This is a genomic window from Streptococcus hillyeri, from assembly GCF_041081565.1.
GTDB classification, from domain to species: domain Bacteria; phylum Bacillota; class Bacilli; order Lactobacillales; family Streptococcaceae; genus Streptococcus; species Streptococcus hillyeri.
Genome location: NZ_CP163513.1, coordinates 2174147 through 2197693, shown reverse-complemented (window position 1 = coordinate 2197693; position 23547 = coordinate 2174147). Strand labels below are relative to the sequence as shown.

The window sequence follows — 23547 nt, the reverse complement described above, 5'->3', positions numbered from 1 at the left end:
GATGAAAGTTATTTTTTTACAAGATGTCAAAGGAAAAGGAAAAAAAGGCGAGATTAAGGAAGTTCCTACGGGTTATGCTCAGAACTTTTTAATCAAGAAAAATCTAGCTAAGGAAGCCACAAGTCAGGCAATTGGAGAATTAGCTGGTAAACAAAAATCTGAGGCTAAGCATGCAGCTGAAATTTTAGCAGAGGCTAAAAGATTGAAAGAGGAACTAGAGAACGAGGCACATCGCGTTATCTTTACAGAGAAAGTTGGTCCAGACGGTCGTACTTTTGGCTCTATTACAGCTAAGAAAATAGCAGAAGAGTTGCAAAAACAATTTGGACTTAAAGTTGACAAACGACACATTGATTTAGATCATCCAATTCGTTCTATTGGTTTGATTGAGGTTCCTGTAAAACTTCATAAAGAGGTTCAGGGGCAAATTAAGTTGCAGGTCAAAGAGTCTTAAGTTTACATCGAATTGACAACGTGTAAAGGAGGCAGATTTTGTCAGAAGTCCAAGAATTGAGAGTTCAGCCACAAGATTTGCTGGCAGAACAGTCTGTTCTAGGTTCAATTTTTATCACACCTGATAAGTTAATTTCAGTTCGTGAATATATTGAGCCAGAAGATTTTTATAAGTATGCTCATAAAGTTATATTTAAGGCAATGGTAGCTTTAAATGATCGTAATGATGCTATAAATGCTACGACTGTTCGAGCGATATTAGATAGTCAGGGCGATCTTCAAAATATTGGTGGTATTTCGTACTTAGTAGAGTTGGTAAATAGTGTACCTACCTCTGCAAATGCTGAGTATTATGCTAAGATTGTTTCTGAAAAGGCAATGTTGCGTAATATCATCAATAGGTTGACAGAAACTGTCAACCAAGCTTACAGCGGTAGTGAACCATCTGAGAATATTATTGCTGGAGCAGAACGTGCGTTAATTGATATTAATGAACGTAGTAATAGCAATGGCTTTCGTAAAATTTCAGATGTTTTGAAAGTCAACTATGAGAGCCTGGAATCTCGTTCTCATCAGACTTCGGATGTTACTGGTTTACCGACTGGTTTCCGCGATTTAGATAAGTTGACAACAGGTTTACACCCCGATCAACTTGTTATCTTGGCAGCACGTCCCGCTGTCGGAAAAACTGCTTTTGTTTTAAATATTGCACAAAATGTTGGAACGAAGCAACAAAAGCCGGTTGCAGTATTTTCCCTCGAAATGGGAGCAGAGAGCTTGGTTGACCGTATGTTGGCTGCAGAAGGAATGGTTGATTCTCATTCACTGAGGACTGGTCAGCTAACGGATCAGGATTGGCAAAATGTGACGATGGCCCAAGGGGTTCTAGCAGAGGCACCTATCTTTATTGATGATACACCCGGTATTAAGATTACAGAAATTCGTGCGCGTTCTCGTAAACTTGCGCAAGAAACTGGTGGATTAGGTCTAATAGTTATTGACTATTTACAGCTGATTACAGGTACTCGCCCTGAAAATCGACAACAAGAGGTTTCAGACATTTCTCGTCAGCTTAAAATTCTGGCAAAAGAGTTGCGTGTGCCAGTAATTGCCCTTAGTCAGTTGTCACGTGGTGTTGAACAGCGTCAAGACAAACGACCAGTTTTGTCTGATATTCGTGAATCGGGTTCTATTGAGCAGGATGCTGATATTGTTGCTTTCTTGTATCGTGATGATTATTATCGCCGTGAGGGTGATGACCAAGAAGAAGCTATTGAGGATAACACTATCGAAGTTATTCTTGAGAAAAACCGTGCTGGGGCACGTGGGACTGTAAAATTACTATTCCAAAAGGAATATAATAAATTTTCAACAATTGCACATTTTAATGAATTTTAAGTTGAAATGCGCAAGCTTTGATTAAATGAAAGAGAGAGTTACTAATGAGTGATGCATTTGCTGATGTAGCAAAAATGAAAAAAATTAAAGAAGATATTAAAAATCATGAAGGACAGCTAGTTGAATTGACGCTGGAAAATGGCCGTAAACGTGAGTGTAACCGTATCGGTCGTTTAACTGAGGTCTATCAATCATTGTTCATCGTTGAATTTACAGATGATAGCAATGTTCCAGGTGCTATTAATAATACGACTGTAGAGTCATATACTTACTCTGACATTTTGACAGAAAAGACTCTCATCCGTTATTTAGATGCTGCTGAACAAGCAGAATTGGAGAATAAGTAAGAAAAAGGCTTTACAGAGCCTTTTTTTCATGATATACTATAAATTGTGTGAAATAACAGCAGGGCAAAATAAAGCTCGTCAACAGATATCTTGAAATATAAGTAACCTTGGCTGTTTAGGCGAAGGGTATCTGCACGAATTAGGTTTGTCTAAGACGTTATTTCCTAAAAAATTATTTTATTAGGAGGACATGCAAATGTCACGTTATACAGGTCCATCATGGAAACAAGCACGCCGTCTTGGTTTGTCACTTACAGGTACTGGTAAAGAGTTGGCACGTCGTAACTACGTTCCAGGTCAACACGGTCCAAACAACCGTTCAAAACTTTCTGAATACGGTTTGCAATTGGCTGAGAAACAAAAACTTCGTTTCTCATACGGTATGGGTGAAAAACAATTCCGTAACCTCTTCGTACAAGCTACTAAAGTAAAAGGTGGAACTCTTGGTTTCAACTTCATGGTACTTCTTGAGCGTCGTCTTGATAACGTTGTTTACCGTCTTGGTCTTGCAACTACTCGTCGTCAAGCTCGTCAATTCGTAAACCACGGTCACATCCTTGTTGACGGTAAACGTGTTGATATCCCATCATACCGTGTTGAAGTTGGTCAAGTAATCTCAGTTCGTGAGAAATCAGCTAAAGTGCCTGCTATCCTTGAAGCAGTTGAAGCTACTCTTGGACGCCCAGCATTCGTATCATTCGATGCTGAGAAACTTGAAGGTTCATTGACTCGTCTTCCAGAGCGTGATGAAATCAACCCAGAAATCAACGAAGCTCTTGTCGTTGAATTCTACAACAAAATGCTTTAATTTTAAGATTAGTATTTTTAAAGTCAGCTCTAAGGCTGGCTTTTTATAATGTTATCAGAATTATACAATCGAATGAATTAGCATTAAAATAAGGAGCTGAGACGCAGACAACTCAAAAAGTATAGCAAATCGAAATCGACGATGTAGTAAAGTTAATTCAAATGATTATAGTTCTTAGTTTGATGGTAGATAAATTGGTGATTAACAGGGTAAGACAATACTATCCCTGTTTGTCTTAATTATATCAGGCGAATTGGTAAAATTTTCTGTATGACATTATTAAAAAAACATTAGATGTGCTATTTAGAAGCAGGTATCAAGTAGCGAAAAATAGCTAAATATGATAAGATAAAAAGCGTATGTTTAACCTTTTAAGGCTCTTTGAAATTTAGGATGATATGCTGGTGGACGTCTTTTCTGAAAAGTGTGTTTTTTGGCTTGCTAGGTATCTTTTGATGTTCATTGAGTATAATAAGGGTTACAAAGGAGTATCGTATGACGTTGTTAACTATTGCTATTCCATCTTATAATGCAAGTGAGTATTTACACTATTGTGTAAATTCCTTGGTTATTGGGGGCAATCAAGTTGAAATTTTGATTATTAATGATGGTTCAAGTGATGAAACTGCTACTGTGGGGACTAGGCTTGAGGCGCAATTTTCTAATGTTCGTTTGGTTAATCAGGAAAATAAAGGGCATGGCGGAGCCGTTAATACGGGGCTTCGTGAAGCAAAAGGTCAGTATTTTAAAGTTGTTGATAGTGACGACTGGGTTGATAGCAGGGCCTATCTCAAGATTTTAGAGACTCTTAATCATTTGAATGAAGAACAGACACCTGTAGACGCTTTTGTTTCTAATTTTGTTTATGAAAAAGAGGGGCTTTCTCGTAAAAAAAGCATGCGCTATGATGGTATCTTACCAGAAGGACGTGTTTTTGGATGGGATGAGGTTGGCGATTTTTCAAAAGGTCAATACATGATGATGCACTCTCTCATTTATCGAACAGAACTCTTGCGTGAGGTCAATTTTGAACTACCAGAACATACCTTTTATGTGGATAATTTGTTTGTCTTTACACCGCTACAGGCAGTGAAAAACATGTATTATCTGCCAGTTGATTTTTACCGTTACTTTATTGGTCGTGAAGACCAATCTGTCAATGAAAAGGTCATGATTAAACGGATTGATCAGCAACTTAAGGTTAATAAGCTCTTGGTTGATCAGTTTGATGATGAGAAGATTGATCATCCGAAGCTAAGAACTTATTTGCTCAATCATTTAGAAATTACGACGGTGATTTCATCGGCTCTTCTTAACCGAGCTGGAAAACCTGAGCATTTAGCTAAAAAACAAGAACTCTGGGCTTACATCAAAGAAACGAATCCAAAACTCTATCGTGAAATCCGTAATGGTCTTCTTGGACAGTTAGTAAAACCGTCTGTGTTTCCAAGTCGTAAGGTGGCTAATGGAGTTTACCGTGTTGTCAGACGTATCTATGGTTTTAATTGATAGAGAAAATGAGTAACAAGAAGCCAAAATATCGATGTTTTGGCTTCTCATTGTTTTTGTTTTCTAAGCTTTGGTTGAAAGACTGTTCTAGGTGGATACTTGAAAATGAAGAAGTGTCTAATTGTATAGTGAATTGAATAAAGGTTAGGACATCGTTAAGTAGCTTTGACGAACGCTAAGTTCTATCAGTAGCTCCTTGCCTTGTCCTATTCCTTTCTCAATCCACTATAAATCTCCAATCAACCACTTCGTCAAAAGATTGATAAAATAGGAAGGCTGGGCAAATTTGCCCAGCCTCTCTTTTTGCTATTGAATGGAAATGTAGCCACCTTTACTCTTAATAATCAAATCTGCTTTAGCTTTATCTATTTTTTTCTGATAGCTACTGTCAGTATTGGTATTCTTTATCATCTTGTTGTCAATACTAATCGTGCCATGGCTTGCAAAGAAATCCATAGACGTTGATTTTAGGCTTTCTGAGGTTAATTGGAAATCAGTTGATAGGAAAGTGCCTGAGAGATTGATGTTACCAATTAAGTTGACATTGCGTCCTGTTAACTCACCTGCCCCCGTATAAGTAACATTTTCTAGTGTTCCACTATTGATATCAAGATGTCCATAAAGAGCGTTGCCGTACTGATCATACCAATAGTCACTTCCAAATTCGTCTTGCTCTTCTGTTTCTGGGTCGTCAACCTGTGTTGCTTTGAAGGTAACATTTTTGAAGTGAGAGTTTTCTAAAGATAGACTGGCGTGGAAGTTGTCAAAAGTGCTATTTTCAACGGTGCTGTTATCAAAGGATAAATGATTAATATCAGTATCAAAAGTGACATTGCTGAGGCGACTGTTATCAATTTGAGAACTGTAAGCACTTATTGTCCCATTGTTAATTGTCACATTGTCAAGATAGCTTATGCCACGTGCATTGATATTCTTAATTTTTAAATCGATTAACTGTGAATGATGAAAATTGAATTGACCATTTAAGTTTTCGAGAACTAGGTTTTTAGGAACAGTGATAATGGTTTCATTGTAATCTTCATTACCAGTACGTTCATTGAGAAGATAGCCCCCGGTCTCCATAAAGCCAGTGACAAAGGAACCACGTTCGGTTTGGTTGATAATAAGGGTCTCTTTATCTTGTTGAAGTGAGGTCTTTGGTCTAAATTTTTTATGTGCGTAGTAAGTTACAGTGACTTTATCAACATCACCAGATTTGACAGTGACATTGTAAAAACTATTGATGTCTAAATTTTTCACCTTATCAAACGTTTTGACTTCTTTGGTTGCCTTGGTGTTGTTTTTGATTCCTTCGATACCGCCTGTAGCTGCTCCGAAGGCTAGGAGAGAAAGTCCGACAACGACACTTCCTAGGCCAAAGAAAAGTAAGTATTTCCATTTGGTATTTGATTTAGTATTCATGAGATTTCCTCCATTTGCGCTTGTTCCAGAGGTTTTTAAGTGAGTTGCTCAGCCATTTTCCAAAAGCCATAAGACCTCTGCCGTAGAGTTTTGTTAAATAGAGGCTGAGTAGGAAAATGAGGACGCCGCCACCGATTGCTGCAAAGAATCCACCGAAGCCCATGGTCATGGCTGGCCAAGAGCTATTAAAGATAGTTAGGCTTTCTCCGAGTGTCACAAAGGCGATGATAATGGCTGCTACAGAGAGAAGGAAACCTGTTAGTAAGAGGCAGGCGATCAAGATAATCATGGCAATCACAAATCCAGCTAGTCCAATGAGTAAGGCTATGGCTGCTAAGAGAAGCCCTAGAAGAACACCAGCTACAAGAAATAATACAGGTGATGCCATCAGGATTAGACCAACCAAAAGAGCAATTTCTTTACCACTACGTGGGCGCTTGAAGAATTTATTGGATTGGAAGTCTTCTTTGCCGATAACATTTGCTAGGATATCGCTGGCTGCTTCTTGTGGTGTGCCTAATTCAGCTATAAGGTCGGCTTCGTTTTCTGGACCAGCTTCGTCAAAGTATTCGGTGAAGTAATCCATGGCTTCTTGAAAATCTTTTTTGGGGAGCTGCCGTAATTCTTTTTCTAGCTCCGCTAGGTACTCAGTCCTTGTCATGTCTTAATCTCCCTTCGATAATATCGTTGACTGCTGTGGTGTAGCTCAGCCATTCTCCTTTTAGAAAAGACACTTGAGCTCGCCCTAAATCGGTAATGGCATAGTATTTGCGTTTACGTCCTTGGTGCTCCTGGGTATAGGTCGTGACAAAGTGTGCACTTTCTAGTTTTTTGAGGATCGGATAGAGCGTGGACTCTTTTATGTTTGCGATGAGTTTGACGGTTTGGCTAATCTCGTATCCATAGGAATCTTCCTTTTCGACGATGGCCAAAATGAGAAACTCAATCAGAATAGCTGAAGTTGGAAAATACATAAGGCCCCTCCTTCTGATATGTGATTTCTTTATATATAAAATATATACCTATAAAGAAAAAAAGTCAATGATTTATGTGTAAAAATTTTATATAATTTTGAACAAGTTATTTTTCTGACATTTGCGACTAAAACTTTTATAATAAAAGACATGATGGATAAGATAAAAGAAAAGTTAGAAGGCTATACGGCAAAGCCTCTTGGTGTGACTAAACACTATGCAGTGCTACTTCCTTTGATTTGGGAAAATGACGAGTGGCAGGTATTGTATCAAATTAGGAGTCATACTATTTCTCAGCCGGGTGAGGTAGCTTTTCCAGGTGGGCGCGTGGAGGCTGGTGAAGCCTTTTCTCAGGCTGCGATTCGTGAAACGATTGAAGAACTTAATTTGTCTGCTGATGTGATTGAGCTTGTTGGCGAAATTGATTATTTTGTTTATCAAGATAGGGAGATTCATTGTTTTGTAGGGCAACTAATGATTGAAAATTGGCGTGACATCACGCCTAATAATGAAGTTGACAGACTGTTTACCATTCCTTTGCGCCAGCTTTTGGAAACAACCCCTACTTATTACAAATTGAAAGCAGATTTTCGTAAGGATTCTGATTTTCCTTTTGAGCGAATCAATCAGGGGGAAAATTATCGTTTTGGTCATCAAAATCGTAAGATTCCCTTTTATGAAAATGTGGGCGAAAACCTTTGGGGAATGACGGCACAGTTTACCCATCGCTTTGTGGAAATTTTACAAGGTAAGTAATAGTTATGGGCAGTTATGCTATGAGAGGTAGGTCGGAATGGCTGTGCTGATTTTTACAAAAAAAGTCAGAGTGTTACAATTTTGAGACAGCAAGATTAAATGTCAAAAATGGGAGACTATTTTAAACTTTTCATGCTTGCTTTATGATATGATGAGTATAGTTATTAAATGAAAAAGGAAATATTCACATGAAATTAACTAAAAAAACGTTGGTTGCTTCGACGACAGTAGCTACTCTTTTTGCAGTATCTGGTATGGAAGTGAGTGCTCAAGAAAACTCAACGCTTAATTGGACGCCACGTACAATTGCTGAAATTCAAGCTGATGCAGCAAAAACAAGCAATAGTAAGACTTATACGATTAAATTCGGTGACACGCTCAGCACAATTGCAGCTGCAACGGATGTCGACATGTATATTTTGGCTCAAATCAATCAGATCTCTAATCTGGATTTGATTTTTCCAGATACTGTCTTGAAACTTAGCTATGATGCTAATAATCAATTAACAGCTGTTGAAGAGACACCACCAGTATCTACTGGGTCTGTATCAGAAGTAGTTGATGAAATCCCAGTAACAGTGACTAATGAGACAGAAGTTACACCTAACACATCTGAGACTACTGCAGTAGCAACAGAGTCAGTTGTTACAGAAGAAACGACTGTTTCTGCTCCTCTAACAACAGAAGGAGAGACAAGTAGTGCTACTGAGGCCACTCCAGTTGTAGCGGAAGTCACAGAAGCGTCAATTACTGAAGAAGTGACTGTTAAACCAGAAGAACCCACTCAAGCTATTTCTGAAGCACCTGTTTCAGAGGAAACTGAGGTAGAACCGACTGCTCCAGCAGTAGAAGAAACAACAGAAGTTCCTATAGTGGAGACAACAACTGAAGCGACAACAATTTCGGCTGCGCCAGTTGTTGAGACTGTCACAGAAGCCGTTACAGCAGAAGAGACTTCAACTCCAACAACGTCACAAGCGCCAGCACCAGAAGTTTACACGGTAGTATCAGAAGCGGTTGAAATAACAACTGAAACAGCAACCGAAGCACCGACAGTTGCGGCAGCACCGTCTTCATCAGCCGTATCAAAACCAGAAAATGCTGGTTTGAAACCACATGTTGCTGCTTATAAAGAAGAAGTTGCAGGTCTTTATGGCATTACGTCATTTAGTTTATACCGTCCAGGTGATTCAGGAGATCACGGAAAAGGGCTTGCTGTTGACTTTATGGTTCCAGTAGGTTCTGACTTAGGTGATCAAGTCGCTCAATATGCCATTGATACGATGGGAGCTCGTAATATCTCATACATTATTTGGGAGCAAAAATTCTATTCACCATGGCCAAGTGTCTACGGACCTGCTTATACATGGAATCCAATGCCAGATCGTGGTGGCGTAACAGCTAATCACTATGATCACGTGCACGTATCATTTAATGAATAAAAATTAATCGAAAAAGTTCAAAATTTGTGATTTTGGACTTTTTTTAAATACGACATGCTGTCGTATTTAAAAAAAGCCTTTGAAACGTTGGTTTCATAGGCTTTTCTTATCTCAATTATTTTACCTCAGTAAAGATTACGTGTTTACGCAATTTTGGTGAGTATTTTTTCAATTGAAGACGGTCTGGAGTGTTACGTTTGTTTTTTGAAGTAAGGTACAAGCGTTCACCAGATTCTTTGTGTTCAAGTGTAATATTTACGCGCATGGTATCTCCCTTCTATTATTTAGCTTCGTTAGCTTTAGCGATTTTACGTCCTTTGTAGTATCCTTTAAGCGATACACGGTGTGAACGTGAGTAATCTCCAGTTGTTTCGTCAAATTGTACTGATGGAGCAGTCAATTTGTAGTGTGTACGACGTTTGTTTTTCTTCGCTTTTGAAGTGTGACGTGCAGGTACTGCCATTTTCTTTATTTTCCTTTCAAGTGTGTGTTTCGGCTTTCGCCAACTTTAACAGTATATCAAAAGATTTTTGTAAAGTAAAGTTACTTGACAGTTTTTTATGATAAATTTGCGATTTTTTGTAAAAAGTCAGCTTTTCCTTCACTTCAAAGCTATCAAAGGCTGAGTATGAGAGAAGTTTTTTGATTTAATTATTTGTCTTCTACTGCTGTATCTGTAGCATTCTCTTGATGTTCTGTAACTTCTTGAGGAGTGCTTTCTGTCTGATCAGCTTGGTCGGGTTTTACAGTCTCTTTCTCAGTTGTATTTGAGAGTGATTCTTCGGATATAGCTTGAGGTTTAGTAGGAACTTCTGGTTTATTCTCTTCAATTTTTCCGCCTGTAACCGCTGGGAAATGTTCACGAATCGCTTTAGGAATACCGTTTTGTAATTGTAATTCCTCAGCTGGGATATGGTTATTGCTGACGTCAATATACGTTAAAGTATTATTTTTTTCTGCTAATGCGAGTGTTTTGATTTGATTTTGTGAAGCATAGAGACTGTCAAGTGCAGTCAAGTTATTGATTCCCTCTAAGTCAGTGAGTTTGTTTTTATTAATAGTGAGTTCTTCAAGAGTTTCTTGTGGGCGAGACAATGATAAGTTAGTAATATCGTTATTTGATACAGATAGGTTTTGAAGTGTTTTAGCCTCTTCGAGACCTTCTAGTGATGTTAGGTGATTGTTGTCTAGATTGAGGGTTTCTAAACTTGGAAGGTTGTCCAAGAAATTAAGTTGACGAGTGTCATTATCTGTAGCAGTTAATTCTTTCAAAGCAGGTGCTTTGAGTGTTTTTAAATTGAGTCCTTTATTATGAGAGATAAACAATCGTTGTAATAAAGGTTTATGTGATAAAGCAGAGAGGTTAGTAATCTGATTATTATCTAAGCTGACAGCTGTGAGATGTTGGAGAGTGCTTAAGGCAGTTAGGTCAGAAATGTTATTGAGATCAAGATTGAGGGACTCTAAGCTGTTTAACTTAGCTAAGATACTAATATCTGTAATGTCATTCCCAGCTGCTGATACGACTTTCAGATTTGGATAATCTTTTAAGAACGATAAATCAGAAACCCCATTTTGTGAGAAATCAATACCTTCTAGTTGTGGCATATGTTTTAAGAAAGCATAGTCTTTGATTCCTGTTTTTGTTAACCACAGTTGTTTTAAATTTTTAAATTTATAAACAGGACTAATGTCGTCAATGGTTGTGAAACCAAGTCCTAAAACTTCTATATTTGGCATTAACTCTAAGCCAAATCGTTTTAAGGGATTTTGGCGTTCACCGATGTTGAGGTAGCGAACGGTCTTTAACCACTCCTTCATTTTTTCTGGATTTGTTTCGTTTGATGGGAAAGGTTTGTCAGCATTGGCATGTAAAATATCGTGGATAATATCTTCGTCAAAGCCCATTTCTTTAAGGGTGTTTATGCCGACTTTGTCCTTATCGTGAGCATGGGCATGCGGGTCTTCAATAGGTTTATCAAGGTCAATATCAGCAAGGTAAATCACATGATCATGATCACCATGTGGGTAAAGAAAGGCAGGGCCATTATCAGATGTGAAAAAACGAATACTGTCTTCTGGAAGTTCTAAAAAATGAGCTAGATAAGCACGTTTGGTAGCAATTTCATCAGCACTTGGATCTTTTTGCTGTGGTGTTTCAGGAAGTGACTGCTCTTCGTTTGGTTTTGCAGGATGATTTGGCGTATTAGGTTGAGGTACAGCAGGAGTTGGTTTGGCTACTTTGTTTGGAATGAGGTTTGCCCATTGTGTTTTGGCTAAATCGTCATACCGTAGCACATGAGTATGGTTGCCGTGCTGAACCAAAAGACCTAGTTCACTATGGCCGACAACTCCAGAACCATCAAAAAGGAATCCATCACTTGTAGGATGTGTTATACCAGGAATGTGATTTTCTGATGATGGATTTGATGGGAGGGACATTGGGACATATTGTTTTGGTTGACTAGGCTGTGTTGGCAGGCTACTTTTAAGAATGTAATGGTAATGATCACCATGACGAACGGTATAGCCATTAGCATCTTCTGCAACAACGTCGTTAATGTTAAAGACATAATTGTCGTGAACAGAGTGACTTGTTGGTACAGCGTTGGAAGTGACGGGTGCTGTTAGATTAGCATTTTCTGGGATAAGGTATTCCCACTTGCTACCCTTTAAATATAGAAGATGAAATGCTCATGGTCACCATGGGAGACGATGAGTCCTAGCTCTGTCTTTGTTTTGATTTGACTCTCAGAGGTAAAGAGGAATCCGTCACTGGTTGGGCGGTCAATGCCTGCAACCTCTTTTTTATTATTTTTTTCATGACCATGCTCATGATTGTGTCCATGGTGATGGTCTTCTTTATTATTTTTCGTTAATTGACGAGCGTCGTCCAGTGTGACAATGCCTTGATTTTTTGTTTTGGGGTAAAAATAATATTTGCCATTAACTTTGACTATAGCGCCATTGGCAACCTTATATTGTAAATCTTTTTCTTTAAAAACATAATCTTTAGGCACAAGGGTTTCAGCTAAAAATTTAGCATGATAAGGTACAAAACCTTTTTCGAGATGATTGTGATCTCCGTGGATAGAAATGTAGCCATCTTCTGTAATTTCGGCAACGACATAGATGTTCTCATCTTTTTGAGTATGCTGAGTGTTAGGCTTATGATGGCTGGTTGTTTGTTCTTGTTGGCAAGCTACTAATGTCAAATGACTGATAAGTGTCAGTCCTGCAAGAGTAAGCCATTTTTTATGTTTCATGTGATAGTCTCCTTAAAAATGATATTTTAAACATAGTTAACCGGTTAATAAAATAATTAACTGGTTTATTATATAATGAATTAGCTACAAAATCAACTGATATTAAAAAGATTTAATGAGAGTCTTAAAATGGTAATTTCCCAAAGTAATTTCCACTTTAGCTTTCGAAGTGGAAATTAGTCTAAAACGGATTTTTATGGTGGAATTAAGTCTGAGACGTTTGTGTTAGAAATGAGTCCTTACTATGACAAAATATAAACACCTTACCCTCTCAGACCGCAATGACATCCAACTTGGCTTAGAACGTGGAGAAACCTTCAAAGCCATTGGACAAACTATCCTAAAAGATCCTACTACCGTTTCCAAAGAGGTCAAACGTAACAGACAGGTCAGAACCTCTACCAGTGATGGGCTTCCTTGCCCTCTCATTGATAAATCCCCATTTGTCTGTAACGGATGTCCTAAGAGAAGACAAAATTGTGGCTACAAGAAAATCTTCTACCTCGCTAAACAGGCTCAAAAACAATACGAACAAACCCTCGTTGAGGCTCGAGAAGGAACACCTCTCAACTCTCAAACGTTCTGGGATATGGATAAAGTCATTTCTGATGGTGTGAAAAAGGGACAACACATCTATCACATCCTTAAAACGCATAACCTTGATGTCAGTTCCTCAACCGTCTATCGACACATCCGTAAAGGATACCTTTCTATCGCTCCTATTGATCTGGCTAGAGCTGTAAAATTCAAAGAAAGGCGCAAATCTATCCTGCCTTCTATCCCTAAAGAAGCTAAAAAAGGGCGTTCTTATGAGGACTTCCAAAACTACCTGACACATAGACAACTGACCTCTTGGCTTGAAATGGACACCGTTATTGGACGGGTTGGCGGAAAAGTATTACTCACCTTCAATTTGTCTTTCTGTAACTTTATCTTCGCTAGACTTCTGGACAATAAAACCGCTCTTGAGGTCGCTAAACACTTCTATGTCATCAAGAACACACTTTATGAGGCTGATAGAAATTTCTTCGATGTTTTCCCTATCATTCTTACAGATAATGGCGGAGAATTTGCCAGAGTTGATGACATCGAGATGGATATCAGAGGTGAGATTAAACTATTCTTTTGTGACCCTAATCGCTCTGACCAGAAAGGAAAAATTGAGAAAAATCACTCCCTTATTCGCGATATTCTACCAAAGGGAACTTCTTTTGATAACTTAACTCAGGACGATATCAACCTAGTCTGTTCTCATGTCAATAGCGTGAAACGCGCTGCTTTGAATGGGAAATCAGCTTATGAGCTCTTTACCTTTACCTATGACGAAGAACTGGCTAAACTTCTTGGCATTTCCTTAATTCCCGCAGAAGACGTCTGTCAGTCCCCAAAATTACTCCAACATAAATTCTAAAAACTAATCTAAATATAAGCCACTCAAACGTCTCACACTAACTTCCACCATAACGGAACTTAATCTGAAACGCTTTCAGATGAGGGGATTTTGTGTACCCTTTTTTCACCTAAATTCGCCTAAAAATGCAATAAAATCAACCATTATAACAACCAGTGGAACTTACCCTGACACGGATTTCCACTGGTTGTTAGAGGTTTTATCAGATTAACTTCCACTTTAACAGACGGTGGAAGTTAGTTTGGGAATTTAGCAGAGTCTTAAAATTTTGCTCTGCCATTTCCCAAAAATCCTTAAAAACATGATAAAATGGAAAGAAGTATAGACTAATAGAGGAAGGAAGAGAGTGAGTTTGTGTTCTAAACTGAACACGAGCTAAAAACGTCGAGAAAAAGATAGACCTCCTTGTGTCTGGTGACACGGCGTTGGTCTCCTATTTTCTTCTCGTTTTTTGACGCTCTTTGTATCTTAGAAATGAAACTTCAAAAACCTAAAGGTACGCAGGATATCTTGCCTGTAGAAGCTGCTAAATGGCAGTATGTGGAAAATGTTGCACGTGAAACATTTAAAAAATACAATTATGGTGAAATTCGCACGCCCATGTTTGAGCACTATGAGGTGATTTCTCGTTCTGTTGGTGATACGACTGATATCGTGACGAAAGAGATGTATGATTTTTATGATAAAGGAGATCGTCACATTACGCTTCGTCCAGAAGGAACTGCTCCGGTGGTGCGTTCTTATGTGGAAAATAAGCTCTTTGCGCCAGAAGTACAAAAACCAGTTAAACTGTATTATATCGGTTCAATGTTTCGCTATGAGCGTCCGCAGGCAGGTCGTTTGCGTGAGTTTCACCAGATTGGGGTAGAGGCTTTTGGTTCTAAAAATCCAGCGACGGATGTTGAGACGATTGCTATGGCTTATCAACTCTTCCAAACTTTAGGTATCCAAGACATCACCTTGCACCTCAATACTCTTGGTAGTCCAGAAAGCCGCGCAGCTTATCGTCAGGCTTTAATTGATTATTTGACTCCTCTTCGTGAAAGTTTATCCAAAGACAGTCAGCGTCGTTTAGAGGAAAATCCTCTGCGCGTGTTAGATTCAAAAGAAAAAGAAGATAAGGTTGCTGTCGAAAATGCGCCATCTATCTTGGATTATCTTGATGAAGAGAGTCAGACTTATTTTGACGCTGTTCGTGAAATGTTGGAAGATTTAGACATTCCATATGTGATTGATACCAATATGGTGCGCGGTCTGGATTATTATAACCACACGATTTTTGAGTTTATCACAAAAGTAGATAAGTCTGAGTTGACCATCTGTGCGGGCGGTCGTTATGATGGATTGGTTGAGTATTTTGGTGGGCCTGAGACACCTGGTTTTGGCTTTGGTCTTGGACTTGAACGCTTACTTTTAATTTTGGAAAAGCAGGGCATCGCCTTGCCAGTAGAAACTAGCTTAGATGTTTACATTGCCGTATTGGGAGAGGGAGCTAATCGCAAAGCGCTTGAATTGGTTCAAGCTATCCGTAACCAAGGATTCTCAGCTGAACGTGATTACCTCAATCGCAAGCTCAAAGCACAGTTCAAATCAGCAGATGTCTTGAACGCTAAGACTATTGTTACTCTAGGTGAAAGTGAAGTAGAAAGCGGTCAAGTAACGCTTAAAAATAACTCAACGCGTGAAGAGCTCACAACGACATTAGATGAGTTGATGACTAACTTTAGTTCGATATTTGCCAAAATTTAGAGAGTGGGACAGTTGATTAGGATGGCCGCTAACGATTGTGTGATACTCAAATAGTCCACTGGACTATTTGAGTTGGACACTTGAAAATGAAAAGTGTCCTTTTATAGACCTCCAATCAACCACTGCGCCACATTGTATTGCTATAAAAAATAGAAGGCTGGGATACTTTTTCTCAGCCTCTTTTTATACTATAGCTGTTAAAAATTTGATATAATAGACTGAGTATAGTCAAGGAGTAGTAGCCGATGAAGAAAATTTGTTTTGTTTGCTTAGGAAATATTTGTCGAAGTCCCATGGCAGAATTTGTGATGAAAGACGTGGCGAAAATGACAGACCTTGTCATTGACAGCAGAGCTACTTCCAGTTGGGAACATGGCAATCCCGTTCACAGGGGGACACAGAACATTTTGAAGAAACATGCTCTGCCTTTTAACCCAATGAAAACCTCACAGCAATTTAAGTTTGAAGATTTCAAACAATATGATTTGGTAATTGGGATGGATGAGCAAAATGTCCGAGACTTGAAGTCTTTGTCCGCTGGTCAGTATGACGATAAGATAGTTCTTTTTTGTGAGGGAGGTGTCCCAGATCCTTGGTATACGGGTGATTTTGATGAGACCTATGCCTTGGTTAAAGACGGATGTGAACAATGGCTGAGCCAAATAAATGGGTAGTAAAATGGAAAAACTAATACAAGGATTTAAAAAAATAGAGCTTACGCGGAGTTTAATTGAAAAGCTTGCGCTAGTGGCGATAGTACTCCTAGGTCTAATCGTGTTTACAGTACCTAGTAAGAGTGAAGGTACTTTGACTTATAAGGATGGTAAAATAACCTACAAAGGGACGATTGTTAATTATCGGATGAATGGCAAAGGAAAATTGGTCTATGAAAATGGCGATACCTATGTGGGTGGTTTTGACAATGGTGTCTTTGAAGGCCAAGGGAAATTCACGTCACATCAAGGTTGGACATATGAGGGTTCTTTTAACAATGGTCTAGCTGATGGTAAAGGTGTTTTAAAAACTAAAAATAAAAAAACGTATAAGGGCACATTTAAACAGGGGATTTATCAAAAATGAGAATAAAGTGGTTTTCAGCTGTCAGGGTAACAGGACTTCTCTTGGTTCTTCTTTACCACTATTTTAAAACGGCTTTTCCTGGTGGATTTGTCGGAGTGGATATTTTCTTCACTTTTTCGGGCTATTTGATTACAGCCTTGCTTTTAGATGAATTTTCTAAGAATCATAAGATTGACTATATCTCCTTCTTACGCCGTCGTTTTTACCGTATTGTACCACCACTGGTACTGATGATTTTAGTGGTTATGCCTTTTACTTTTTTGGTGAGAAGGGATTTTGTGGCTGATATTGGGCGTCAGATTGCGACGACCCTTGGTTTTACAACTAATTTTTATGAGCTTTTTGTTGGTGCTAACTACGAAAATCAGTTTATTCCTCATCTTTTTCTCCATACATGGAGTCTGGCGATAGAGGTACATTTCTATCTTCTTTGGGGATTGGTGATTTGGTTAGCTTCTAAGCGGGTTCATCGAACGTCTCAGTTACGTGGTATGATTTTTTTAAGCTCAGGATTCTTTTTCCTTATGAGCTTTTTGACCATGTTTATTGGAGCTTTCTTGGTTGATAATTTTTCAAACCTTTATTTTTCAAGTCTTGCCCATGCTTTTCCATTTTTCGTCGGAAGTTTTTTGGCAACTTTGACGGGTATCAGGGATACCACTAAAAAGCTCAATAGGCAAATCATAGAGTGGCAAACAAGGTCTGTATTGTTGGCAGCTGTGGGCGGTTTTATTGGTTTGATTGTGCTAGGACTTTTCTTGGATTTTAATCATATTTTCACCTATCTGCTAGGTTTTCTTCTGGCAAGTGTATTAGGTGGGGTCATGATTTACAGCACTCGTATTCTTCATGAGAAGCTTTCTAATGTTGAAGAGCCAAAGATTTTGACCTTTCTTTCAGATACGAGTTACGGTGTTTACTTATTTCACTGGCCGTTCTTGGTTATTTTTAATCAGTTTATGCCCATGCTGTTTTCAATTTTCTTCACGACTCTCTTATCTCTGATTTTTGCAAGTCTCTCTTATTATGTTTTAGAGCCGATTTTACTAGGAAAGCAGCCGAGCATTTTAGGATTGACCTTGGATTGGAAACCGTATCAAAAACATCTTTTAGGTGGTGTTTCAGTTTTAACGCTCCTTGCGATTGGAATTTCTCTAACGGCTCCTAAAGTTGGTCAATTTGAAACGGAGTTAAGAGCTAGTTCCCTTGATCAGGCGAATAGTAATATGAGCCGTACCCATACTCTTGCTGCAGGTGATGCTAGTGCCATGAGTAGTCTTATGATTATTGGTGATAGTGTGGCTCTGAGAGCTTCAGATGCGATTAAAGAAATTTTACCAGAAGCACAGCTTGATGCCTCTGTTAGCCGTGGTTTTGATTCTGCTTATGAAACTTTCCAAAATCAGATATCCAATGACTCGCTGCCATTGACAGTAATTTTAGCAGTAGGTGTTAATTCGCTTTATAATTATCAAGAGGATTTGGAGAAATTTATCACTTCCCTTCCTAAAGGACACCGCTTAGTTATCGTGACGCCATATAATTCTACGGATGGACGTGTATCAGAAGTTCGTAATTATGAGCTTGATTTGACTCAAAAATATGATTATGTGACAGTCGCAGACTGGTATCAAGCAGGAATTAATAACCAAGATATTTGGGCCGGAACAGATGGTGTTCATTTCTCAGATACAACAACCAAAGGAGCAAAGCTTTACGCTAAAACCATCCAAAAAGCGATTGAACAAGCTTCTAAAAAACCTGCAAAGAAATAATGTGACTTTGATATCTCAAAAAAGAGATGTGATGATAAAAGTTAAAAAAACTCTGCCTCTAGGGGTGGGGTTTTTGCTTGCTTTTTGCTATAATAGATGGGAATGAATATTATGAATTAAAAGAAGAGAAAGGAAAGAGCCCAACGGAGTATCCTATTCAGTTTTCCAGTGCTAAAATTTTAGTCAGACTTGTTAGCGAAAGCGCCATGACTTGGTCTATTTTAGTTGAGGGGTAAAAACGGTCTCTAGGTACTCCAACCGCAATTAGTTAATTGGATTAGTTGAATGCTCTTGGTATCTAAGTTATAATGACTAAACGTTCGATGTATGCAGGTCGTGTTCGTGCAGAGCACATTGGTTCTGAGATCACATTGAAAGGTTGGGTTGCGCGTCGTCGTGACCTTGGGGGCCTTATTTTTATTGATTTAAGAGACCGTGAAGGCATTATGCAGCTGGTTGTCAATCCTGAAAATACGAGCGCAGAAGTGGTTGCGACAGCAGAGAAACTACGTAGCGAATATGTGATTGAAGTAACTGGTAGTGTTGAAGCGCGTGAACAGGCTAATGATCACTTACCAACAGGGGCGGTTGAATTGAAAGTTTCTCAATTGACAATCCTTAATGAAGCTAAAACAACGCCATTTGAAATTAAAGATGGTGTAGAAGTTAGTGATGATAACCGTCTTCGTTACCGTTACCTTGATCTTCGCCGTCCAGAGATGTTAGAGAACTTTAAGCTGCGTGCGAAAGTGACGCATTCTATTCGTAACTACCTCGATGGCTTAGAGTTTATTGATGTGGAAACGCCAATGTTGACGAAGTCAACACCAGAAGGGGCACGTGACTATCTTGTTCCATCTCGTGTCAACCAAGGACAATTTTACGCTCTTCCTCAAAGTCCACAAATCACAAAACAGCTTTTGATGAATGCTGGTTTTGACCGTTATTATCAAATCGTGAAATGTTTCCGTGACGAAGATTTACGTGGAGACCGTCAACCTGAGTTTACACAAGTTGACTTAGAAACTTCTTTCCTATCAGAGCAAGAAATTCAGGATATTGTAGAGGGAATGATTGCCAAAGTCATGAAAGATACCAAAGGTATCGAAGTGACACTACCGTTTCCACGTATGCCATACGATATCGCAATGAACCAATACGGTTCTGATAAACCTGATACACGTTTTGAAATGCTTTTACAGGACTTGACAGAAGTTGTCAAGGGAGTTGACTTCAAAGTCTTCTCAGAAGCTGAGGCGGTTAAAGCGATTGTTGTTAAAGGAAATGCAGATAAGTATTCTCGTAAAGACATCGATAAATTGACAGAGTTTGCAAAGCAATTTGGTGCGAAAGGCCTTGCTTGGGTCAAAGTTACAGATGGTGCGATTGCAGGACCTGTTGCTAAATTCTTGACAAGTATCGAACAAAACTTGACAACAGCTTTACAGCTTGAAGAAAATGACCTTGTCCTCTTTGTTGCGGATACGCTTGAAGTTGCTAATAATACCCTAGGTGCTCTTCGTAATCGTATTGCTAAAGACCTTAACTTGATTGACAGTACAAAATTCAATTTCCTTTGGGTTGTTGATTGGCCAATGTTTGAATGGTCTGAGGAAGAAGGTCGTTACATGTCTGCTCACCACCCATTCACCTTACCAACAGAAGAAACAGCTCATGAGCTTGAAGGTGAGTTAGCAAATGTTCGTGCAGTAGCCTACGATATTATTCTCAATGGTTACGAACTTGGTGGTGGAAGTCTACGTATCAATCAAAAAGCAATGCAAGAACGTATGTTCAAGGCTCTTGGTTTTTCAGCTGAAGAAGCAAATGAACAATTTGGTTTCTTGTTAGAAGCTATGGAGTATGGTTTCCCACCGCACGGTGGTCTTGCTATCGGTCTTGATCGCTTTGTCATGATCTTAGCTGGAAAAGATAACATTCGTGAAGTGATTGCCTTCCCTAAAAACAATAAGGCAGTTGATCCGATGACACAGGCACCAAGTATTGTTGCTGACAAACAACTAGAAGAATTAGCTCTTCTTGTAAAGGAAAATGATTAAGAAAACCACTTTTTGGAAAAAAATGAAATTCTTTGTTCGTCGTTGGGCAAAGAAACTTGGTGTCTGGCGGACACTAAAAAGCATTTCAAAAGAGAAGTATGATGAAAAAATTTCAGCTTCTCTTTTGTATGGCTTATTATCGGCAATTGCTGTCAATTGGTTCTTTCAACCAGGGCATGTTTATTCTAGTGGTGCCACAGGTTTAGCACAGGTCATCTCGGCGATTAGCTTACGCAGTTTTGGCATTAAAATTCCAGTCGCAGCGGCTTTCTATGCGATAAATTTACCACTATTAGTGCTTGCTTGGCGGAAAATAGGGCATAAATTTACGATTTTTACCTTTATCACAGTTACGGTAAGTTCTGTTTTTATCCAATTTGTCCCTGAATTAACCTTGACCACAGATCCTCTGATTAATGCCATTTTTGGTGGCTTGGTTATGGGTGCAGGGATTGGTTATAGTCTGAAATCTAAGATTTCAAGCGGTGGAACTGACATTGTCAGCCTAACTATCCGAAAAAAGACAGGGCGTGATGTTGGTAATATTTCTCTCGTTGTTAATGGGATTATCATGATTTTTGCAGGATTTCTATTTGGATGGCAGTACGCTCTTTATTCAATGGTGACTATTTTTGTCTCCAGTCGTGTCACAAATGCCATTTATACCAAGCAGAAGAAGATGCAGGCGATGATTATCACTAGCAATCCAGAGCGTGTTATTAAGATGGTCCATAAACGTCTTCATCGTGGTGTAACCTGTATCAATGATGCGGAAGGAACTTATAATCATGAGAAAAAAGCGGTGCTTCTCACTGTGATAACTCGTGCGGAATTCTATGAGTTCAAATACCATATGCAAAAAGCTGACCCTAAAGCATTTGTTTCGATTTCTGAAAATGTCCAAATTATTGGGCGGTTTGCAGATTTAGATTGAGATTTATAACGGCAGCTATCTAGAAGAGTATTTTAGAGCGAAAGTGCTGAAAAGAAGAAACGATTTAGCTAGAATTAGAGATTGGAGAGTGAAGAAAAATCGTATTCGTAGGATGATGACCGATTTTTGGCCACTCTCTTTTTACAAAGATTTAGCTAGAAATTCAGAATAAAGGACAAATTAATGGAAAAACAATACCAGTTACAATTCAAAAATATGGTGTTCATTGCGCTGGGAGCTGCCATTTATGCTTTTGGTTTTGTTTATTTTAACCTGCCTAATCATATTGCCGCTGGTGGCTTAGCAGGTCTTACCATGGTGTTTCATGCACTTTTAGGAATTGATCCAACCTATACTGGCTATCTTATCAATTTACCCTTGATTGTGATTGGAGCCTATCTATTTGGTCGTAAAAGTATGCTGTACACACTTTGGGGCATTTTTTCCATGTATGGTTTTGTCTGGTTATTTCAGCGGTTACCAATGACCATTGATCTTCATCAAGATGCTTTAGTTGTTTCTCTCTTTGCAGGGATAATAGCAGGGCTAGGAGGTGGCTTGGTTTTTCGCAACGGCGGAACGATTGGTGGCTCGGATATTATTGCGCGAGTTGTTGAAAATAAAATGGGTGTCCACTTAAATCAGGTGCTTCTAGCTATTGATATTTTTGTGATGACCATTTCTCTAACCTATATCAATCTTAATCAAATGATGTATGCTCTCATTGCTAGTTTTATGTATAGCCAGGTGGTTAAGCTAGTTGAAAATGGAGGTTATGCCCTTAGAGGCCTCTTTATCATAAGTGATAAACATGATATTATCTCAAACCACATCATGAAAGAATTAGGGAGAGGTGTGACCTATTTTAAAGCAGGTGGAGCCTATACTAAAGCAGATAAAGAAGTGATTTATGTAGCGCTTAACCCAACTGAGACGCGTGAGTTAAAAACCTATCTTGCGGACATAGATCCACAGGCGTTTGTTGCTATTTCAAGTGTTGACGAAATTGTCAGTCCAGAATTTGTTGTGAGTAAGAGTAAATACCGCAATCGTGGGCGTTAATTGTTACAGGTGGAGGATTTATGACAGATCATCATGATATTAAAATAACTGCTAAAGGGCTTATCCTAATTGCCTTGGGTGTGGCAACCTATACCTTTGGTTTTGTCAATTTCAATATGGCTAATCATTTGGCTGAGGGAGGCGTAGCTGGAATTACCCTCATTATTCATGCTTTAACAGGAATTAGCCCCGCTTATACAACCCTTTTAATCAATATTCCTCTCTTTATTTTAGGGGCGAAGGTTTTTGGGAAAAAAGCTCTGTTTTTAACCATATACGGAACAGTCCTGATGTCTGTTTTTATTGATTTATGGATGAAGGTTCCTATCCACTTAGATTTAGGTGGGGATTTCTTGATTGCAGCCCTATTAGCAGGGATCTTTGCTGGTTTAGGTAGCGGTCTAGTTTTTCGATACGGTGCGACAACTGGTGGGACGGATATTGTTGGTCGTATTATTGAGGTTAAAACAGGAAGACAGTTAGGGCAGACCCTACTGATTATTGATGCTTTGGTGCTTTTAGCTTCCTTGACTTATATTGACATTCGGCACATGATGTATACCTTGATTGCTAGTTTTGTCTATAGTCAAGTTTTGACAATGGTACAAAATGGTGGTTACACCGTACGTGGAATGATTATTGTGACTAAGGAATCTGAAAAAGTTTCACAGACCATTTTAAGTGAAATTAACCGAGGTGTGACTTATTTAAAAGGCGAAGGTGCTTATTCGGGATATCAGCATAACGTTCTTTATGTGGTGCTTAACCCAACAGAAGTTATGGATGTGAAACGTATCATTGCAGATATTGATAAAGACGCTTTCGTCTCGATTATCAATGTCGATGAAGTCGTCAGCTCAGATTTTAAAATCATACGCAAAAATTATGATAAAGTGTAAGCTATAACAAGTCATGGCAGTTTCTTGATGAGAAGTGTCATGGCTTTTCTTTTGGACTTATTAGGGGTCGTTTTTCGTGAAGTACCAGCAAAATATGAAAGGGATTACAGAAAAAACTTGAAAATAAAAGGACAAAATAGTAAAATTTAATAAATTAACGCTTTTGATAATTGTGTCTATAAAGATAATGTGAAGTGTTATC

23 protein-coding genes are annotated in these 23547 nt (G+C 38.7%); 16 read left to right on the top strand and 7 right to left on the bottom strand.

Features of this window, described 5'->3' with window-relative positions; translation table 11 throughout:
* Window position 1 precedes the first annotated feature (1 nt).
* From rplI to AB6M99_RS10860, 5 genes are all read left to right on the top strand, one after another.
* Entirely contained in the window at window positions 2-454 is a 453-nt protein-coding gene (gene rplI / locus AB6M99_RS10880; RefSeq protein WP_121835325.1) for a 50S ribosomal protein L9, read from the top strand.
* A 38-nt stretch (window positions 455-492) separates the two neighbouring features.
* A complete protein-coding gene (dnaB, locus tag AB6M99_RS10875) occupies window positions 493-1851 on the top strand; it encodes a replicative DNA helicase (RefSeq protein ID WP_369351238.1) in 1359 nt (452 codons plus the stop codon).
* A 44-nt stretch (window positions 1852-1895) separates the two neighbouring features.
* Entirely contained in the window at window positions 1896-2198 is a 303-nt protein-coding gene (locus AB6M99_RS10870; RefSeq protein ID WP_369350801.1) for a Veg family protein, read from the top strand.
* A gap of 196 nt (window positions 2199-2394) precedes the next feature.
* Window positions 2395-3006 (top strand): 30S ribosomal protein S4, encoded by a 612-nt coding sequence (gene rpsD, locus AB6M99_RS10865; RefSeq protein ID WP_121835319.1) that lies wholly within the window; start codon window positions 2395-2397, stop codon window positions 3004-3006.
* A gap of 495 nt (window positions 3007-3501) precedes the next feature.
* Entirely contained in the window at window positions 3502-4515 is a 1014-nt protein-coding gene (locus AB6M99_RS10860; protein WP_121835291.1) for a glycosyltransferase family A protein, read from the top strand.
* A 306-nt stretch (window positions 4516-4821) separates the two neighbouring features.
* On the opposite strand, the gene AB6M99_RS10855 is transcribed toward AB6M99_RS10860, so the two are convergent.
* From AB6M99_RS10855 to AB6M99_RS10845, 3 genes are read right to left on the bottom strand one after another with little or no spacing between them, the layout of a single operon-like run.
* Window positions 4822-5937, bottom strand: coding sequence for a DUF4097 family beta strand repeat-containing protein (locus AB6M99_RS10855; RefSeq protein WP_121835289.1), 1116 nt, complete (start codon window positions 5935-5937; stop codon window positions 4822-4824).
* Entirely contained in the window at window positions 5927-6598 is a 672-nt protein-coding gene (locus AB6M99_RS10850; RefSeq protein ID WP_121835287.1) for a DUF1700 domain-containing protein, read from the bottom strand. Before AB6M99_RS10850 ends, AB6M99_RS10855 begins: the two co-directional genes overlap by 11 nt.
* The gene (locus tag AB6M99_RS10845; RefSeq protein WP_121835285.1) at window positions 6585-6911 is read right to left on the bottom strand and encodes a PadR family transcriptional regulator; all 327 of its coding nucleotides are present in this window, start codon (window positions 6909-6911) and stop codon (window positions 6585-6587) included. The genes AB6M99_RS10850 and AB6M99_RS10845 overlap by 14 nt, the downstream gene beginning before the upstream one ends.
* A 150-nt stretch (window positions 6912-7061) precedes the next feature.
* Here AB6M99_RS10845 and AB6M99_RS10840 point away from each other — a divergent pair, with 150 nt between their 5' ends.
* Together AB6M99_RS10840 and AB6M99_RS10835 are read left to right on the top strand one after the other, a co-directional pair.
* Window positions 7062-7667, top strand: coding sequence for a CoA pyrophosphatase (locus AB6M99_RS10840; RefSeq protein WP_121835283.1), 606 nt, complete (start codon window positions 7062-7064; stop codon window positions 7665-7667).
* 188 nt (window positions 7668-7855) lie between these two features.
* Window positions 7856-9109 carry a LysM peptidoglycan-binding domain-containing protein gene (locus AB6M99_RS10835; protein WP_369350797.1) on the top strand — a complete coding sequence of 418 codons (1254 nt, stop codon included), beginning with the start codon at window positions 7856-7858 and terminating at the stop codon, window positions 9107-9109.
* A gap of 115 nt (window positions 9110-9224) precedes the next feature.
* Here the strand turns inward: AB6M99_RS10835 and rpmG are convergent, their stop codons facing one another.
* The 4 genes from rpmG to AB6M99_RS10815 all read right to left on the bottom strand — a co-directional run bounded on the left by rpmG (window position 9225) and on the right by AB6M99_RS10815 (window position 12375).
* Window positions 9225-9374 carry a 50S ribosomal protein L33 gene (rpmG, locus tag AB6M99_RS10830; protein ID WP_002262412.1) on the bottom strand — a complete coding sequence of 50 codons (150 nt, stop codon included), beginning with the start codon at window positions 9372-9374 and terminating at the stop codon, window positions 9225-9227.
* 15 nt (window positions 9375-9389) lie between these two features.
* Window positions 9390-9572 (bottom strand): 50S ribosomal protein L32, encoded by a 183-nt coding sequence (rpmF, locus tag AB6M99_RS10825; RefSeq protein WP_000290414.1) that lies wholly within the window; start codon window positions 9570-9572, stop codon window positions 9390-9392.
* Between the two features lie 188 nt (window positions 9573-9760).
* Window positions 9761-11551 carry a leucine-rich repeat domain-containing protein gene (locus tag AB6M99_RS10820; protein ID WP_245962730.1) on the bottom strand — a complete coding sequence of 597 codons (1791 nt, stop codon included), beginning with the start codon at window positions 11549-11551 and terminating at the stop codon, window positions 9761-9763.
* Window positions 11552-11781: 230 nt separating this feature from the next.
* Complete coding sequence (locus AB6M99_RS10815; RefSeq protein ID WP_245962731.1) at window positions 11782-12375, bottom strand: pneumococcal-type histidine triad protein; 594 nt, start codon at window positions 12373-12375, stop codon at window positions 11782-11784.
* A gap of 244 nt (window positions 12376-12619) precedes the next feature.
* Between AB6M99_RS10815 and AB6M99_RS10810 the strand changes: the two genes are divergently transcribed.
* The 9 genes from AB6M99_RS10810 (at window position 12620) to AB6M99_RS10770 (ending at window position 23345) form a co-directional block, all read left to right on the top strand.
* Window positions 12620-13786 (top strand): IS30 family transposase, encoded by a 1167-nt coding sequence (locus AB6M99_RS10810; protein WP_369350352.1) that lies wholly within the window; start codon window positions 12620-12622, stop codon window positions 13784-13786.
* 474 nt (window positions 13787-14260) lie between these two features.
* A complete protein-coding gene (hisS, locus tag AB6M99_RS10805; RefSeq protein ID WP_121836274.1) occupies window positions 14261-15535 on the top strand; it encodes a histidine--tRNA ligase in 1275 nt (424 codons plus the stop codon).
* 245 nt (window positions 15536-15780) lie between these two features.
* Complete coding sequence (locus AB6M99_RS10800; RefSeq protein ID WP_121836273.1) at window positions 15781-16209, top strand: low molecular weight protein-tyrosine-phosphatase; 429 nt, start codon at window positions 15781-15783, stop codon at window positions 16207-16209.
* A 4-nt stretch (window positions 16210-16213) separates the two neighbouring features.
* Window positions 16214-16615, top strand: coding sequence for a hypothetical protein (locus AB6M99_RS10795; protein WP_121836272.1), 402 nt, complete (start codon window positions 16214-16216; stop codon window positions 16613-16615).
* On the top strand, window positions 16612-18390 hold the full coding sequence (locus AB6M99_RS10790) for an acyltransferase family protein (protein ID WP_121836271.1): 1779 nt from the start codon (window positions 16612-16614) through the stop codon (window positions 18388-18390). Before AB6M99_RS10795 ends, AB6M99_RS10790 begins: the two co-directional genes overlap by 4 nt.
* Before the next feature lie 308 nt (window positions 18391-18698).
* Window positions 18699-20450 carry an aspartate--tRNA ligase gene (gene aspS / locus AB6M99_RS10785; RefSeq protein ID WP_121836270.1) on the top strand — a complete coding sequence of 584 codons (1752 nt, stop codon included), beginning with the start codon at window positions 18699-18701 and terminating at the stop codon, window positions 20448-20450.
* Window positions 20443-21384 (top strand): YitT family protein, encoded by a 942-nt coding sequence (locus tag AB6M99_RS10780; RefSeq protein ID WP_121836269.1) that lies wholly within the window; start codon window positions 20443-20445, stop codon window positions 21382-21384. Before aspS ends, AB6M99_RS10780 begins: the two co-directional genes overlap by 8 nt.
* A gap of 183 nt (window positions 21385-21567) precedes the next feature.
* Window positions 21568-22446, top strand: coding sequence for a YitT family protein (locus AB6M99_RS10775; RefSeq protein WP_121836268.1), 879 nt, complete (start codon window positions 21568-21570; stop codon window positions 22444-22446).
* A gap of 20 nt (window positions 22447-22466) precedes the next feature.
* Window positions 22467-23345 (top strand): YitT family protein, encoded by an 879-nt coding sequence (locus AB6M99_RS10770; protein WP_121836267.1) that lies wholly within the window; start codon window positions 22467-22469, stop codon window positions 23343-23345.
* The last annotated feature ends 202 nt before the right edge of the window (window positions 23346-23547 follow it).